Source organism: Acinetobacter sp. CIP 102529, assembly GCF_000368325.1.
Classification (GTDB): domain Bacteria; phylum Pseudomonadota; class Gammaproteobacteria; order Pseudomonadales; family Moraxellaceae; genus Acinetobacter; species Acinetobacter parvus.
The window spans coordinates 1,455,971-1,469,760 of the sequence record NZ_KB849355.1; the positions used below are offsets into that span (position 1 = coordinate 1,455,971).

17 protein-coding genes and 2 pseudogenes are annotated in these 13,790 nt (G+C 43.2%); 6 read left to right on the forward strand and 13 right to left on the reverse strand.

What is annotated here, in order from left to right:
• Positions 1-39 precede the first annotated feature (39 nt).
• The 12 genes and pseudogenes from rpsQ to F972_RS12360 form a co-directional block, all read right to left on the reverse strand.
• A complete protein-coding gene (gene rpsQ, locus F972_RS12305; protein ID WP_004678586.1) occupies positions 40-297 on the reverse strand; it encodes a 30S ribosomal protein S17 in 258 nt (85 codons plus the stop codon).
• On the reverse strand, positions 294-491 hold the full coding sequence (gene rpmC, locus F972_RS12310) for a 50S ribosomal protein L29 (RefSeq protein ID WP_000849927.1): 198 nt from the start codon (positions 489-491) through the stop codon (positions 294-296). Before rpmC ends, rpsQ begins: the two co-directional genes overlap by 4 nt.
• The gene (gene rplP, locus F972_RS12315; protein ID WP_004683271.1) at positions 491-904 is read right to left on the reverse strand and encodes a 50S ribosomal protein L16; all 414 of its coding nucleotides are present in this window, start codon (positions 902-904) and stop codon (positions 491-493) included. The genes rpmC and rplP overlap by 1 nt, the downstream gene beginning before the upstream one ends.
• Positions 844-1,663 (reverse strand): annotated as a pseudogene (gene rpsC / locus F972_RS12320) (30S ribosomal protein S3). The gene rplP and the pseudogene rpsC overlap by 61 nt, the downstream one beginning before the upstream one ends.
• Position 1,664: 1 nt before the next feature.
• Positions 1,665-1,994, reverse strand: a complete 330-nt coding sequence (rplV, locus tag F972_RS12325; protein WP_004683272.1) for a 50S ribosomal protein L22 — start codon at positions 1,992-1,994, stop codon at positions 1,665-1,667.
• An 11-nt stretch (positions 1,995-2,005) separates the two neighbouring features.
• Positions 2,006-2,281, reverse strand: a complete 276-nt coding sequence (gene rpsS, locus F972_RS12330; RefSeq protein WP_004678590.1) for a 30S ribosomal protein S19 — start codon at positions 2,279-2,281, stop codon at positions 2,006-2,008.
• Positions 2,282-2,294: 13 nt separating this feature from the next.
• Positions 2,295-3,119: a 50S ribosomal protein L2 gene (gene rplB, locus F972_RS12335; protein WP_004678591.1), complete on the reverse strand. Its 825-nt coding sequence runs from the start codon at positions 3,117-3,119 to the stop codon at positions 2,295-2,297.
• 11 nt (positions 3,120-3,130) lie between these two features.
• Positions 3,131-3,451 carry a 50S ribosomal protein L23 gene (gene rplW / locus F972_RS12340; RefSeq protein ID WP_004678592.1) on the reverse strand — a complete coding sequence of 107 codons (321 nt, stop codon included), beginning with the start codon at positions 3,449-3,451 and terminating at the stop codon, positions 3,131-3,133.
• The gene (gene rplD / locus F972_RS12345; RefSeq protein ID WP_004683274.1) at positions 3,448-4,050 is read right to left on the reverse strand and encodes a 50S ribosomal protein L4; all 603 of its coding nucleotides are present in this window, start codon (positions 4,048-4,050) and stop codon (positions 3,448-3,450) included. The genes rplW and rplD overlap by 4 nt, the downstream gene beginning before the upstream one ends.
• Before the next feature lie 11 nt (positions 4,051-4,061).
• On the reverse strand, positions 4,062-4,700 hold the full coding sequence (gene rplC / locus F972_RS12350) for a 50S ribosomal protein L3 (RefSeq protein WP_004683276.1): 639 nt from the start codon (positions 4,698-4,700) through the stop codon (positions 4,062-4,064).
• A 57-nt stretch (positions 4,701-4,757) separates the two neighbouring features.
• Positions 4,758-5,069 carry a 30S ribosomal protein S10 gene (gene rpsJ, locus F972_RS12355; RefSeq protein ID WP_000070912.1) on the reverse strand — a complete coding sequence of 104 codons (312 nt, stop codon included), beginning with the start codon at positions 5,067-5,069 and terminating at the stop codon, positions 4,758-4,760.
• A 226-nt stretch (positions 5,070-5,295) separates the two neighbouring features.
• Positions 5,296-6,024 carry a type 1 glutamine amidotransferase gene (locus tag F972_RS12360; protein ID WP_004678598.1) on the reverse strand — a complete coding sequence of 243 codons (729 nt, stop codon included), beginning with the start codon at positions 6,022-6,024 and terminating at the stop codon, positions 5,296-5,298.
• 167 nt (positions 6,025-6,191) lie between these two features.
• Here F972_RS12360 and F972_RS12365 point away from each other — a divergent pair, with 167 nt between their 5' ends.
• From F972_RS12365 to F972_RS16335, 6 genes and pseudogenes are all read left to right on the forward strand, one after another.
• The gene (locus tag F972_RS12365; RefSeq protein WP_004769874.1) at positions 6,192-7,385 is read left to right on the forward strand and encodes a PLP-dependent transferase; all 1,194 of its coding nucleotides are present in this window, start codon (positions 6,192-6,194) and stop codon (positions 7,383-7,385) included.
• 19 nt (positions 7,386-7,404) lie between these two features.
• Positions 7,405-8,985 (forward strand): helicase HerA-like domain-containing protein, encoded by a 1,581-nt coding sequence (locus F972_RS12370; protein WP_004683278.1) that lies wholly within the window; start codon positions 7,405-7,407, stop codon positions 8,983-8,985.
• Between the two features lie 143 nt (positions 8,986-9,128).
• Positions 9,129-10,340 carry an NO-inducible flavohemoprotein gene (gene hmpA, locus F972_RS12375; protein WP_004683279.1) on the forward strand — a complete coding sequence of 404 codons (1,212 nt, stop codon included), beginning with the start codon at positions 9,129-9,131 and terminating at the stop codon, positions 10,338-10,340.
• Between the two features lie 79 nt (positions 10,341-10,419).
• Complete coding sequence (locus F972_RS12380; protein WP_004660334.1) at positions 10,420-10,872, forward strand: RrF2 family transcriptional regulator; 453 nt, start codon at positions 10,420-10,422, stop codon at positions 10,870-10,872.
• Positions 10,873-10,946: 74 nt separating this feature from the next.
• Positions 10,947-11,723: a ribosome biogenesis GTP-binding protein YihA/YsxC gene (gene yihA, locus F972_RS12385; RefSeq protein ID WP_004683281.1), complete on the forward strand. Its 777-nt coding sequence runs from the start codon at positions 10,947-10,949 to the stop codon at positions 11,721-11,723.
• A gap of 129 nt (positions 11,724-11,852) precedes the next feature.
• Positions 11,853-12,363: pseudogene (locus F972_RS16335) on the forward strand (metal-dependent hydrolase).
• 54 nt (positions 12,364-12,417) lie between these two features.
• Here F972_RS16335 and F972_RS12400 read toward each other — a convergent pair.
• Positions 12,418-13,659, reverse strand: coding sequence for a dicarboxylate/amino acid:cation symporter (locus F972_RS12400; RefSeq protein ID WP_004683286.1), 1,242 nt, complete (start codon positions 13,657-13,659; stop codon positions 12,418-12,420).
• Positions 13,660-13,790: the final 131 nt, after the last annotated feature.

Consider the following 13,790-nt stretch of genomic DNA (forward strand, 5'->3'; position numbering starts at 1 on the left):
GTACTCGAAATTGTCCGATGATGCAACAAGAACGTCTAATTACTCAGCAGCTGCTTCAACGACTTCCACTAAAGCCCAAGCTTTAGTTTTAGAAATTGGGCGGCTTTCTTTGATGGTCACCAAGTCGCCAGTTTTAGCAACATTGTTCTCATCATGAGCGTGTAGTTTAGTTGAACGGCGGATTGATTTGCCATACAACGGGTGTTGAACACGGCGTTCAATAAGCACAACAATAGACTTGTCCATTTTGTCGCTTACAACACGGCCTGTTAACGTGCGGACTGTTTTTTCACTCATTGTCCGTTCCCCTGTTTTTCGGTAAGGAGTGTCTTAATACGAGCAATTGTTTTACGAGCAATTTGCACTTCGTGCGATTTGCCTAGTTGACCAGTTGCTTTCGCCATACGAAGACGGAATTGGTTAAGCTGTTGCTCATCAAGCAACGCTTTCAACTCTTCTACCGACTTTTCACGTAGATCTTTAGTTTTCATTACATCACCGTCCGAGTCACGATAGTGGTTTTAAACGGGAGTTTAGCGGCAGCCAATTCAAAAGCTTCACGCGCCAACTCGTCGCTCACACCTTCAATTTCGTACAGGATCTTACCTGGCTGAATCTGACACACCCAGTATTCCACGCTACCCTTACCTTTACCCATACGAACTTCTAATGGTTTTTCGGTAATTGGTTTGTCTGGGAATACGCGGATGAAGATTTTACCACCACGCTTAATACGACGGCTAATGGTACGACGGCAAGCTTCAATCTGACGCGCAGTCATGCGACCACGTTCAGTTGCTTTAATTGCAATCGAACCAAATGATACTGTACTACCACGATGCGCTAGACCAGTGTTACGGCCTTTGTGCATTTTACGGAATTTGGTACGTTTAGGTTGCAACATGGATTATTCTCCCTTGTCAGCAGCACGGTCATTACGACGTCCACGACGTTGTTCCTGACCTTCACCACGACCACGACCACGTTTAGCTGGACGTTCTTCAGCAGGAGCAGGGTTCATGACTTGTTTCATGCCACCCAGGATCTCACCACGGAAAATCCATACTTTAACGCCGATCGTACCGTAAGTTGTTTCTGCACGCATAGTTGCATAGTCGATGTCCGCACGAAGCGTATGCAAAGGTACGCGACCTTCACGATACCATTCGGTACGAGCGATCTCTGCACCACCTAAACGGCCAGAAACTTCAACTTTGATACCTTTTGCGCCAGCACGCATGGTGTTTTGAACCGCACGTTTCATAGCACGACGGAACATTACACGTTTTTCCAATTGAGAAGCGATAGCTTCAGCAACTAGACGTGCGTCCAAGTCTGGGCGATCAATTTCATTGATGCTAACTTGAGCTGGAACACCCATAATATTGGTGAGTTCGCGCTGTAATTTCTCAATATCTTCGCCTTTTTTACCGATCACGATACCAGGACGAGCAGTGCTAATTGTTACTTTAGCAGCGCCTGTAGGGCGTTCGATAAGAATATTGCTGATCATCGCGTTCTTAAGTTTTTTAGTTAAAAACTCACGAACCTGAAGATCTTTAAGCAAGTATTCAGCGTATTGTTTCGGACTCGCATACCAGTTAGCGTTATGGCGTTTCACAACACCCAGGCGGATACCGATTGGATGAACCTTCTGACCCATATCAAACCCCTACCTTAACGGTGATGTGACAAGTACGCTTAGTAATACGGTCTGCACGGCCTTTGGCACGTGGCAGGATACGTTTAAGGCTCATGCCTTCATCAACGTAGATCGTAGTTACTTTAAGGTCATCAACATCTAAGCTGTTGTTGTGTTCAGCATTGGCGATTGCAGACTCAAGTGCCTTTTTCACAAGCACAGCCGCTTTCTTGTTGCTGAAGTTTAAAATATCTAGCGCGCGCGCAACCGATTTACCACGGATCAAATCAGCAACTAAACGTGCTTTCTGTGCCGAGATAGCGGCACCGCGTAATTTTGCAGTTACTTCCATCATAGCACCTATTAACGTTTAGACTTCTTATCAACACCGTGACCACGATAGGTACGAGTTGGCGCGAATTCACCTAGTTTATGACCAACCATGTGTTCAGTGATAATCACTGGAACGTGGTTACGGCCATTGTGAACAGAAATTGTTAAACCAACAAAGTCTGGCAGGATCATTGAACGACGTGACCAAGTTTTGATCGGCTTACGGTTGTTTGCAGCAATTGCCGCTTCAACTTTAGCGAACAGGTGCGCGTCGACGAATGGACCTTTTTTTAATGAACGAGGCATTAGTCAGATTCCTTTACTTGACGCGACGGTCGCGAATAATCATCTTAGTCGTACGCTTATTGGTACGTGTCTTGTACCCCTTCGCTTTTTGACCCCATGGGCTTACAGGTTGAATACCCTTGCTACGCCCTTCACCACCACCGTGCGGGTGGTCAACTGGGTTCATTGCCATACCACGTACGGTAGGACGAACACCACGCCAGCGTGAAGCACCAGCTTTACCCAATGAACGTAGGTTGCTTTCCTGGTTAGAAACTTCACCAATGACAGCGCGACATTCAACGTGGATTTTACGCATTTCACCAGAACGTAAACGAACGATAGCGTAAGAACCATCACGACCCAACAATTGAACTGAAGTACCAGCAGAACGTGCTAACTGAGCACCTTTACCGATTTTAAGTTCAAGGTTGTGAAGTGTAGAACCGATTGGCATGTTGCGAAGTGGTAAGCAGTTACCTGGACGAATTGGAGCATCGTTACCAGATTGAACTTTATCACCAGCACGTAAGCCTTTAGGTGCAATGATGTAACGACGTTCACCGTCAGCATATTTCAACAAAGCAATATGCGCTGTACGGTTAGGATCGTATTCGATGCGCTCTACAGTCGCTGGAATACCATCTTTGTTACGTTTAAAGTCAACAATACGGTAGTTTTGTTTATGACCACCACCCACATGACGTGTAGTGATGTGACCATTGTTATTACGACCACCAGTACGTTTTTTAGCTTCTACCAACGGTGCATAAGGCGCGCCTTTGTGAAGATGGTCATGAACCACTTTCTCTACAAAGCGACGTCCTGGAGACGTTGGCTTACATTTTTGAATTGGCATAATTTTCGTCCTTATTCCGCTGCGTTGTCAGCGGTATCGCCCAAGTCAGCCATTTCAACATCTTGGCCAGCTTTCAGGGTGACGTATGCTTTTTTAACATCAGAACGGCGTCCCAATGTCTTACCAAAGCGTTTTGCTTTACCCTTGGTGATTGTTGTGTTTACTTTAACAACTTCAACACCAAAGAGTTGTTCAACTGCTTTCTTGATTTCAAGCTTGTTTGCATTTAATGCAACCTTAAACACCTGAACACCAGCAGTATCACCTAAAACTTGTGCTTTTTCTGAGAATACTGGTCCTTGTAGGACTTGATATAGACGTTCGTTGTTCATCCGAGTTCTACCTCAATTTTCTTAGCAGCAGCTACAGACATGACAACTTTATCGAATGCGATCAAGCTAACAGGATCAATTGCAGTTGCATCTACCACATCAACGTGTGGAAGGTTGCGCGCTGCAAGATATAAGTTCTCATCTACAGCATCTGTAACGATCAATGCACGAGTTGCATTCAAGTCGTTCAATTTAGCAAGCAAGTCTTTGGTTTTAGGAGCAGCAACAGCAAACTCTTCAACCAATACAAGACGATCCTGGCGAACAAGTTCAGCCAAAATACATTGCATTGCACCGCGATACATCTTACGGTTTACTTTTTGAGACCAATCCTGTGGGCGAGCAGCAAAAGTTTTACCACCACCAACCCAGATTGGGCTACGAATAGAACCCGCACGAGCGCGACCAGTACCTTTTTGACGAAATGGCTTTTTACCACCACCAGAAACATCTGCACGTGATTTGTGAGCACGAGTACCTTGACGGCCACCAGCTAGGTAAGCTGTAACAACCTGATGTACAAGAGCTTCGTTAAATTCACGACCAAAAGCAACTTCTGATAATTCAACCGCAGCGCCAGAAACAGTTTTTAAATTCATTCTATTTCACCTTACGCTTTGATGGTAGGACGTACAATCACGTCACCATTCGTTGCACCAGGAACAGCACCTTTAACAACTAAAACAGAACGTTCAGCGTCAATAGATACAATTTCAAGACCTTGAACTGTTACGCGTTCATCACCTAGGTGACCAGCCATTTTCTTGCCTTTGAACACGCGACCAGGAGTCTGGTTTTGACCTGTAGAACCTAATACACGGTGAGATACAGAGTTACCATGTGTAGCGTCTTGCGTACGGAAGTTCCAACGCTTAACACCACCCTGGAAGCCTTTACCTTTAGACTGACCAGTTACGTCAACAATTTGACCCACTGTAAACAAGTCAACACCGATAGAACCACCAACTTCACGGCCTTCAAGCTCAGCTTCAGTAACACGAAACTCTTTAACCAGACGACCAGCAGCAACACCCGCTTTCGCGAAGTGGCCTTTCTGAGCGTTCGTTACGCGCGATTCGCGACGTTCACCAGTAGTTACTTGAATTGCTTGATAACCATCAGTTTCAAGTGTTTTGATTTGCGTAATGCGGTTTGGATCGACTTCGATCACTGTTACTGGAACAGAAACACCTGCTTCAGTAAAGATGCGAGTCATACCACATTTGCGACCGACTAAACCAATAGCCATGTGCATAAACCTCTAAAAAAGCGGCCTAATTAACTTAGAGTTAATTAACCGAAAGCCTTAACCCAAAGCGATCTGAACATCAACACCAGCAGCAAGATCCAACTTCATCAATGCATCAACAGTTTTATCTGTTGGTTGAACGATATCGATCAAGCGTTTATAAGTGCGGATTTCATACTGATCACGAGCGTCTTTGTTGACGTGTGGTGAAGTAAGAACGTTGAAGCGTTCGATGCGAGTAGGCATCGGGATTGGACCACACACCTGTGCGCCAGTACGCTTAGCGGTTTCTACGATCTCTTGAGCAGATTGATCAATCAGGCGATGATCAAAAGACTTCAAACGGATACGAATTCTCTGGTTAGACATACCAGTAAACTCCAAGCCAAATATATAAAGAATCACCCATGACGCACCTCACCTTTCGGCAAGTGTCAAGGGCAGTGAAATTCACTAAGGTCGTGATCGATGCCACGACTGTAATGCGTTGACTACTTTCTTCGTAGAAAACGCCCTCCATTTGAGGGTCGCCCATTATAGCGACTGTTTAAGTCTTATGCAATTCTTCTTTTCTTTTTTTGGTTTTAAAGCCCGCCTATGCGCTCACCACATAGTCAATCGCCTGATTCAGCAGGGTATTGCCCTGTTCAAATTTGCTTTGATTGGATTTTTTCAACTCTGCAATGGATTGCACATACTCCCCCTTAAATACTGCCATATCCTCCTCATTTTCAATCAATAGCTGTAATGCATGTGGTGTCATTTCTGGGTGGAACTGGAAACCCAGAACATTCCGTCCTATTTGATAAAGCTGGTTACGACACACCCTGTTTTCCGCTAGACGCACACCACCTTTAGGAATTTCAAAGGTTTCACTATGCCATTGCATAATGTTAATCTTCTCGGGAATTTGGAAGCAATCTTCTGGAACGGAAGATGCCCTCCCTACATCCATCCAGCCCAGTTCCTGCTGAGGATTACGACTCACCGCCGCGCCCAGTGCATTGGCAATGAGCTGCCCACCCAGACACAACCCTATCGCAGGCTTGCCTGCGGCCAGATAGCGACGCAGCCAGCGTTTCTCCAGCCTGAGCCACGGATAGTTTGCCTCGTCGTTGACACTCATGGTTCCACCCATAATGATCAACAGGTCAACCTCATCCACACGGGGCAATGCCTCCAACTCAAGGGGTAAATCGACGGGCAAAGCAAAGAATTCTGTAGCGGTAATTTTTGCTTTATGTGCTTTCAGGAAGCTATAGCAACTTCCAAAACCCTCACCTGCAATGTGCTGAAAATAATGCACTCTTAAATGCGACTTCATGCGCCAAAACCTGTTATCGTTAGAATGATAATTAGTCTTAGCAAAAATAAAGCCAGTTTTGTGCTAACTCCCCACTCTGTACCGATTCTGTACAAAATATGCAAACCACTGGCAGGATTGTGTATTTTCTCTTAACCTAAACCATTATATTGCCTAGATTTTGCCCCATGACGACACATAATCATGCTCAGACCGATCTTATCCATGCACCACGCCAAGCTCCCCAATACATAGAAACCATCCAGCCTCCCCTATTTCGTGCATCTACTATTATTTTTAAAACCACGGCGCACCTTTTTGACCGTCACTGGACCGATCCCTACGACTATAGTTATGGCACACATGGTACTCCAACCACTTTCACCTTAGCCGACAATATTGCCCAGATTGAGGGTGGAAAATATTGCCTACTTGCTCCAAGCGGATTATCTGCAATTAATTTGGTAAACAGTGCTTTTTTAAGCTCAGGTGATGAAGTTTGGGTTGCAGATAATATTTATGGCCCGAATCTGGAACACTTAAAGAATCTGCAAGACCGCTATGGCATTCAGGTCAAGATTTACAACCCAATTGATGCGAATAGCTTTCAGCCAACAGAAAAAAGTAAACTGATCTGGCTTGAAGCAGCAGGTTCAGTCACGCTGGAATTTCCCGATTTAAAAAATCTGGTTAGAAAAGCGCAACAAGCCAATGTTTTGACTGTTTTGGATAACACATGGGGTGCAGGACTGGCTTTTAATGCCTTTGATTTTTCTGATGAACATTTAGCGGTCGATATCACCGTGCATGCACTCACCAAATACCCAAGTGGCGGCGGCGATATTCTCATGGGTTCAGTCGTGACCTGTGATCAACAGTTACATCACAAGCTCTATCGCATGCATGCCACTCAAGGTATCTCCGTTTCAGGTGATGATACCGCACAAATCCAGCGTAGTCTGGCGCATATGTCACTGCGTTATGAACAGCAGTCAAAAAGTGCCTTGGCCTTATTAGACTGGTTAAAACACCAACCCCAATTCACTCAGGTACTGCATCCAGCCCATCCAGATTCCGCAGGTCATTCATTCTGGACAGAGGTTTGCACCACAGGCAAAAGTGCAGGCTTGGTCAGTGTTATTTTTAAACCTGAATTTGATATTACTGCGATTCGAAAATTCTGCGATAGCTTAAACTTATTCAAGTTGGGATTTAGTTGGGGCGGCCCTGTCAGCCTTGTTATGCTTTATGATTTAAAACAGATGCGAGAACTAGAAAATACACATTTACAACAAGGTTTATTGGTTCGCTTCTGCATAGGACTAGAACATCCACAAGATTTAATCCAAGATATTCAAAACGCATTAAAACAGCTCGAGTGAGATAAAGAATAGGTGAAGAATGAGTACACCCATCGTTATTGCTAAAAAAACCACAGATACCACCCAAGATATTGTTTTACATTCGCAATTTGCCAATCGGCACGGTTTGATTGCAGGGGCAACAGGCACAGGTAAAACCGTGACCCTCAAGGTGCTAGCCGAAAGTTTCTCCCGTCTCGGGGTGCCTGTGTTTTTGGCTGATGCAAAAGGAGATGTTTCCAGTTTAGCCAAGGCAGGTGTAAGCAGTCCCAAGTTTGGTGAACGTCTCAAAACACTAAACATTGAATCGGTGCCTTTTGCTGCATCACCCGTAATGTTCTGGGATTTGTTTGGTCAGCAGGGTCATCCAATTCGCACCACCATTTCGGAAATTGGTCCGTTATTGTTGGCGCAGATGCTGAATCTGAATGACACCCAGGAGGGTGTGCTCTCGGCAGTTTTCCGTATTGCTGATGATCAGGGTTTATTGCTGATTGATTTTAAAGACCTTAAAGCAATGCTGACCTATGTCAGCGAAAATGCAGCCGAATTAAAAGCCGAATATGGCAATCTTTCTCCTGCTAGTCTTGGGGCGATTCAACGTAATTTATTGGCGTTAGGTGATCAAGGTGGAGAACAATTTTTTGGTGAACCCAGCCTGAATATTCTGGATTTCATCCAGACAGACAGCAATGGTCAGGGCTATATCAATATCCTCGCTGCGGATAAATTGATGAATACCCCTAAACTATACGCCACATTCCTGTTATGGATGCTCTCTGAACTGTTTGAACAGCTCCCTGAAGTGGGTGATATGGACAAGCCTAAACTGGTGTTCTTCTTTGATGAAGCGCATTTATTGTTTGATAATGCCAGCCCAGCCTTACAAGAAAAAATTGAACAGGTGGTCCGCCTGATTCGCTCCAAAGGTGTGGGGATTTATTTTATTACCCAAAACCCACTGGATTTGCCTGAAAGCGTTTTGGGCCAACTGGGTAACCGTGTGCAACATGCGCTACGTGCCTTTACCCCAAAAGATCAAAAGGCGGTCAAAACCGCAGCGGATACCTTTCGAGCCAATCCCGAATTTAAAGTTGAACAAGCCATTACCGAACTTGCTGTAGGTGAAGCATTAATTAGTTGTTTAGATGAACAAGGCACACCGCAAATTGTAGAACGTGCTTGGGTCATGCCACCTTACTCTTCATTTACGCCAATCACGCCAGAAGAACGCCAAGTGATTATTGGGCAAAGTATTGTCGCAGGGGTTTATGATCAGGCAGTGGATCGAGACAGCGCCTATGAAATGTTGCAACAAAAAGTTGAGCAACGTCAGCAACAAGCGGCAGCAGCAGAACAAGCTAAAATTGAAGCCAAGGAAGCTGAAGTACGCGCCAAGCAAGAGGCTAAAGAAGCCGAAGCACTCGCCAAACAACAAGCGCGCGAGCAAGAGCGTCTAGCCCGCGAACAGCAAAAAGAAGCAGAACGCATTGCCAAACAGCGTGAAAAACTGACTCAGGATATTGTGGGTACCTTTGCCAAAAGCGCAGCACGAAGTTTAGGCGGCTCTACAGGTCAAAAGATCGTTCGCGGTTTACTGGGTTCATTATTTGGCAAATAAAAATCTTTATTATTTTAAAAATCAGGGGATAATCAGTTATCCCCTAGTTTTTTTATGGTTTTAGTCAAAACAGATCTTGCAAATAAATTTTATAAGGTATATTTTAAATACATCTTATAAATGATAGCCAAGAGAGATCACCCATGACTCCGCAGCAAATTGACCTTGTAAAAGCAACTGTACCTGTACTCCGTGAAAATGGTGTGGCACTCACTGGTTACTTTTACAACCGTATGTTAGGTAATAACCCTGAATTAAAAGAAACCTTCAATATGGGGCATCAACGTAGTGGTGCACAAGCACAAGCACTTGCGGGTGCTGTACTAGCTTATGCGGAAAATATTGAGGACCCATCTGTGCTGTTGCCTGTGGTTGAACTCATTGCCCATAAGCATGTCAGCCTGAATATTCAATCACCTGATTACAGTATTGTGGGTGAGAATCTACTGCACTCTATCAGTGAAGTACTGAATATCTCGATGGAAGATCCATTGATTGATGCATGGGCTGCCGCTTATGGTCAATTAGCTGACTTATTTATTAGCACTGAAAAAGCCATTTATGATCAACATCAACAAACCAAAGGCAGTTGGTTAGGCTGGCGTAATTTCAAAATTGCCAAAAAAGTAGTTGAAAGCGATGAAATTACTTCATTCTATCTAGCTCCTGTAGATGGTGGTGAATTACCAAAATATGAAGCAGGTCAATATATTTCAGTTCGCGTGTTTGTGCCTGAACTCAATTTAAGACAACCACGTCAATATACGCTTTCAACCAGCCCTCAAGCAGATTACTTACGTATTTCAGTTAAACGTGAAGATGAAAAGGGTGAGTTAGCAGGTGGCTGGGTATCTAGTACGTTGCATGGTTTGGCTGAGGGTTCAGAAATTGAAGTTTCTGCACCAACAGGTAACTTCTATTTAATTGATAGCAGCAAACGTAATGTATTTATTAGTGGTGGTGTAGGTTTAACGCCAATGATTGCAATGCTCAATCAATTGGTGACTTTAGATATGCCGCAACCTGTAAGCTTTATTCATGCTTGCCGCAGCAGCCAAGTGCATGCCATGAAAAAGCATATCCATGAACTAAAAGCAAAATATCCACGCCTGAGCACATTTACTGCCTATGAGTTCCCACATGAAAGTGATGTGCTAGGTGAAGATTATGACGTTGCTGGCCGTCTGGATTTAGCAGCGATGGATGCCGCTTTACTGCCAATCAATGCAGACTATTATCTGTGTGGTCCAATGCCATTTATGGCAGAGCAGCATAAAGCTTTAGTTGCTCGTGGCATCCCTGCTGAAAATATCCATAGCGAAGCATTCGGTACGGGTGGCGTAAAACTCAGCTAATCGGTGCTGCGTTTTGCATAGGGCTAGTCTATGTTAGACTAGCCCTTTCTGTTTAAAGCAATAAATTGAGTGAAAACCCATGCAACTCAATAAGTTTACTGATTATGCACTCAGAATCTTAATGTATGTCGCTCGTCCGAGTGATGTACCGTATACGATTGCAGATATTGCACGGGACCTGCATGTATCCCAAAACCATTTAGTGAAAATCGTTCACTTCATGGGAAAACAGCATTGGATTGTAACGATTCGCGGCAAAGGTGGTGGACTTCGTTTAAATCCAGAGGCTAAAAGTCTAAAATTAGGTGAGATTGTTCGTATCTTACAAGGCAATCATCAAATCGTAGAATGTAATACGCCACCTTGCGTTTTGCGCTCTCATTGCGGACTTAAAAGTATTTTGGATCAAGCTTTAGAATGTTTTTATCAAAGCCTTGATCAATATACCCTTGGAGAAGTGGTGCAATATGGCATTCTTCCCTCTTCTACAAATTCAAATATTGATTTTTTACAACTCGTTCAAAAAGCCTAAACATCAAGATTCGCACGAATCTCTCACATCCTTTATAATACTTGTTGCTATTTCAATTCAAAAAGTAAGCTTCTATGCGTCGTAGTGAAAAATCGAAAGACACCAAAGCCAAACTCGCACCTAAACAAAAAATCAGTTATGAAAAAAAGACTGATCCTGCTGTAACCGCATATGCAGTGCAGTCTTTGACTTGGTTACGCCAAGCTGAATTTTTGATGAGTGCGCCTAAACTGGATTTGTGCGTAGAAGATACAGGTTATGAAATCGCATTTGCAGGTCGTTCCAATGCAGGAAAATCGAGTGCAATTAATGCTTTAACTAATCAAAAGCAACTCGCACGCGCTTCAAAAAGACCAGGTCGCACGCAAATGATCAACTTTTTTAGCTTAGGTAGTCCAGATCAACGTTTGGTCGATTTACCAGGTTATGGTTATGCAGCCGTCCCTGAAGCCATGAAAATCGTATGGCAGAAAGAACTTGAGAACTATCTAATCCATCGTAAAAGCTTACAAGGCTTGGTACTTTTGATGGACATCCGACATCCATTACAACACTTTGACTTAATGATGCTGGAATGGGCACATTCACGTCATTTGTTTGTGCATATCCTGCTTACTAAAGCAGATAAATTAAACCGTGGCCCTGCCAATAAAGTACTATTAGAAATTAAGCAGCAGTTGAAGAAAATGAAACTTGATTTCTCAATTCAATTATTCTCTTCACTCAATCGAATTGGTTTAGAAGAATTGGCAAGCGTCATGGGTGGTCGTTTAAATTTCACACTTGATCAACCAGCAGAATTTGACCTTGATCAGATCCCAGAAGCTTCAGAAATAGACGTAGAAGAATAAATAATGCATTTTATGCAACTTGATGCATAAAATGATTTTTAATTGTCCTGTATTGCTAAACACAAGCACTAGGTAGTTTTCATATACTGCTTAGTGTTGGTTCATTGCACTATCGATTAGGACTAAACGATGAAATTATTATCATTTGTGAAGAACAAAGTCCTTGGTTCTTCGATTAACTATAAAATTCTCCCACGCAAGGTAAAATTTGACTGGGAAAACACACCCGTAGACTGGATTCCCAACCAGCCTTTTGCCAGTTATTTTATTAACGAAATCAATAATATTTTGCCTGCTGGTGAGTTCTGGTTTTGCCGCTAACAAAGTTATTACATGAGTGTAGCTGTAATCGTGGGTGTACTTGGTTTATGGGTTGATGGCGCGGCACATATCATGGGGCAAGACCCTCGTTTTGCCGACAAAAAACCGAGCTTATTTAGACCATGGGTTTGGATGGAATGGTACAAAATTGGTCGTCAAGATAATCAGGTTTTACCAAATCCAATTTGGTTAGTCGCTCAACAAATCGACTATCTCATGCCTTGGTATAATCCTGTGAAAGAAGCTAATACTCAAGATGCTGGTGAATTATTTAAATAATTCACCAGCAGCAAAACGCGCTTTACAACAAGCTGCATAAGCATTGCAATAAAAAAGCAGGAGTCTTCTCCTGCTTTTTATTTTTTAAATCGCATCAACTTGATTCAACTTCTGCTTGCTTAGCATAACGATCAACAACAACGCTGATCATCATATCCCCCTGTACATTCACTACTGTTCGTACAGTATCTAATACTCGATCAATCGGTAATAAAATCGCAATCGCTTCCGCAGGCAAACCAACTGATTGTAAAACCATAATCATGGTCACCATACCTGCGCTGGGAATACCTGGTGCTCCCAATGAAGCAATCATGGCAGTTAAACATACAATAATTTGCTGTGTTAAACTCAAGTCCAAGCCCATCAAATTTGCAATAAATAAAGCGGCAGCTGCCTCATAAAGTGCAGTACCATCCATATTTAATTGTGTTCCTAAAGGAATCACAAATCCTGCCGTCTGTGGTCGCACACCTAAATTTTCTTGTGCACATTTCATACTGAGTGGCATCGTCGCGGAACTTGAACTGGTCGCAAATGCAGTGACCAAAGCAGTACGTGCACCTTTAAAGAAAGTGATTGGATTCATTTTGCCAAAAATCCAAAGTAATGCCGGCAAAACAACAGCACCGTGGAAAATCGTTGTTCCTGTGACAACCACTGCGAATTCCACTAAACGACTTAATACGGAAAGATCTTCGGTCGCGATCAATTTAGCCAGCAGCGCAAAAATACCGATTGGCGCTAGCTTCATCACCCAACCCACAAGCATCATCATCATAACAAAGAATTGTTGGCAGGTATTGCGAACCAAGCTAAAGCTTTCACCCCCTTTGACTAATGCGACTCCAAGGAATAACGCAAAAACCACAACTGCAAGTACATTACCCTCACTCAATGCTTTAAAAGGATTAATCAAAGTATTTTGGATAAAACTGGTCAGAAAGCTTGAAGGCGTCAGCGTATCTGGCGTCTGGTGGTTTTGCATGGCTTCTTGGAAGATTTGAATATCTACGCCTTTGCCTACTTCAAATAGATGTGCGCAACTGATTCCTAAAATCAAAGCTAAGGTTGTTGTCGTGAGACAACTTAATGCTGTAATTTTCCAAACTCGTCCAAATTGTCCACCAGCCTGTAAATTTGAAACACCCACAACGATCGAACTAAAAATAAGTGGGATAAGCAACATTTTTAGTAAACCAATAAAAATACTGCTTAAAATCCCTAGCCCATACAAACTATGTTCAGCAAAACTAGTCTGCGGATACAAAGTTAAGAAGAACCCATATATAACACCCAGTACGGCTGCGATTAGAATTTGTGTATTTAAATTCATGCTGATTAATAAAATATTTTAGCTTATGGATACTATGGCACGCTCATATTGAAGAATCGAGCAATTTTTCTCACAACCTTATGACAAAAAAGCCATCTAAACGATGGCTTTAATTTGAGTTTTTCAGCTCT

What these genes read in the sequence shown, in the direction of transcription:
- rpsQ (WP_004678586.1), bottom strand. Translation starts at nt 297, where the DNA reads ATGAGTGAAAAAACAGTCCGCACGTTAACAGGCCGTGTTGTAAGCGAC.
- rpmC (WP_000849927.1), bottom strand. Translation starts at nt 491, where the DNA reads ATGAAAACTAAAGATCTACGTGAAAAGTCGGTAGAAGAGTTGAAAGCG.
- rplP (WP_004683271.1), bottom strand. Translation starts at nt 904, where the DNA reads ATGTTGCAACCTAAACGTACCAAATTCCGTAAAATGCACAAAGGCCGT.
- rplV (WP_004683272.1), bottom strand. Translation starts at nt 1,994, where the DNA reads ATGGAAGTAACTGCAAAATTACGCGGTGCCGCTATCTCGGCACAGAAA.
- rpsS (WP_004678590.1), bottom strand. Translation starts at nt 2,281, where the DNA reads ATGCCTCGTTCATTAAAAAAAGGTCCATTCGTCGACGCGCACCTGTTC.
- rplB (WP_004678591.1), bottom strand. Translation starts at nt 3,119, where the DNA reads ATGCCAATTCAAAAATGTAAGCCAACGTCTCCAGGACGTCGCTTTGTA.
- rplW (WP_004678592.1), bottom strand. Translation starts at nt 3,451, where the DNA reads ATGAACAACGAACGTCTATATCAAGTCCTACAAGGACCAGTATTCTCA.
- rplD (WP_004683274.1), bottom strand. Translation starts at nt 4,050, where the DNA reads ATGAATTTAAAAACTGTTTCTGGCGCTGCGGTTGAATTATCAGAAGTT.
- rplC (WP_004683276.1), bottom strand. Translation starts at nt 4,700, where the DNA reads ATGGCTATTGGTTTAGTCGGTCGCAAATGTGGTATGACTCGCATCTTT.
- rpsJ (WP_000070912.1), bottom strand. Translation starts at nt 5,069, where the DNA reads ATGTCTAACCAGAGAATTCGTATCCGTTTGAAGTCTTTTGATCATCGC.
- F972_RS12360 (WP_004678598.1), bottom strand. Translation starts at nt 6,024, where the DNA reads ATGAAGTCGCATTTAAGAGTGCATTATTTTCAGCACATTGCAGGTGAG.
- F972_RS12365 (WP_004769874.1), top strand. Translation starts at nt 6,192, where the DNA reads ATGACGACACATAATCATGCTCAGACCGATCTTATCCATGCACCACGC.
- F972_RS12370 (WP_004683278.1), top strand. Translation starts at nt 7,405, where the DNA reads ATGAGTACACCCATCGTTATTGCTAAAAAAACCACAGATACCACCCAA.
- hmpA (WP_004683279.1), top strand. Translation starts at nt 9,129, where the DNA reads ATGACTCCGCAGCAAATTGACCTTGTAAAAGCAACTGTACCTGTACTC.
- F972_RS12380 (WP_004660334.1), top strand. Translation starts at nt 10,420, where the DNA reads ATGCAACTCAATAAGTTTACTGATTATGCACTCAGAATCTTAATGTAT.
- yihA (WP_004683281.1), top strand. Translation starts at nt 10,947, where the DNA reads ATGCGTCGTAGTGAAAAATCGAAAGACACCAAAGCCAAACTCGCACCT.
- F972_RS12400 (WP_004683286.1), bottom strand. Translation starts at nt 13,659, where the DNA reads ATGAATTTAAATACACAAATTCTAATCGCAGCCGTACTGGGTGTTATA.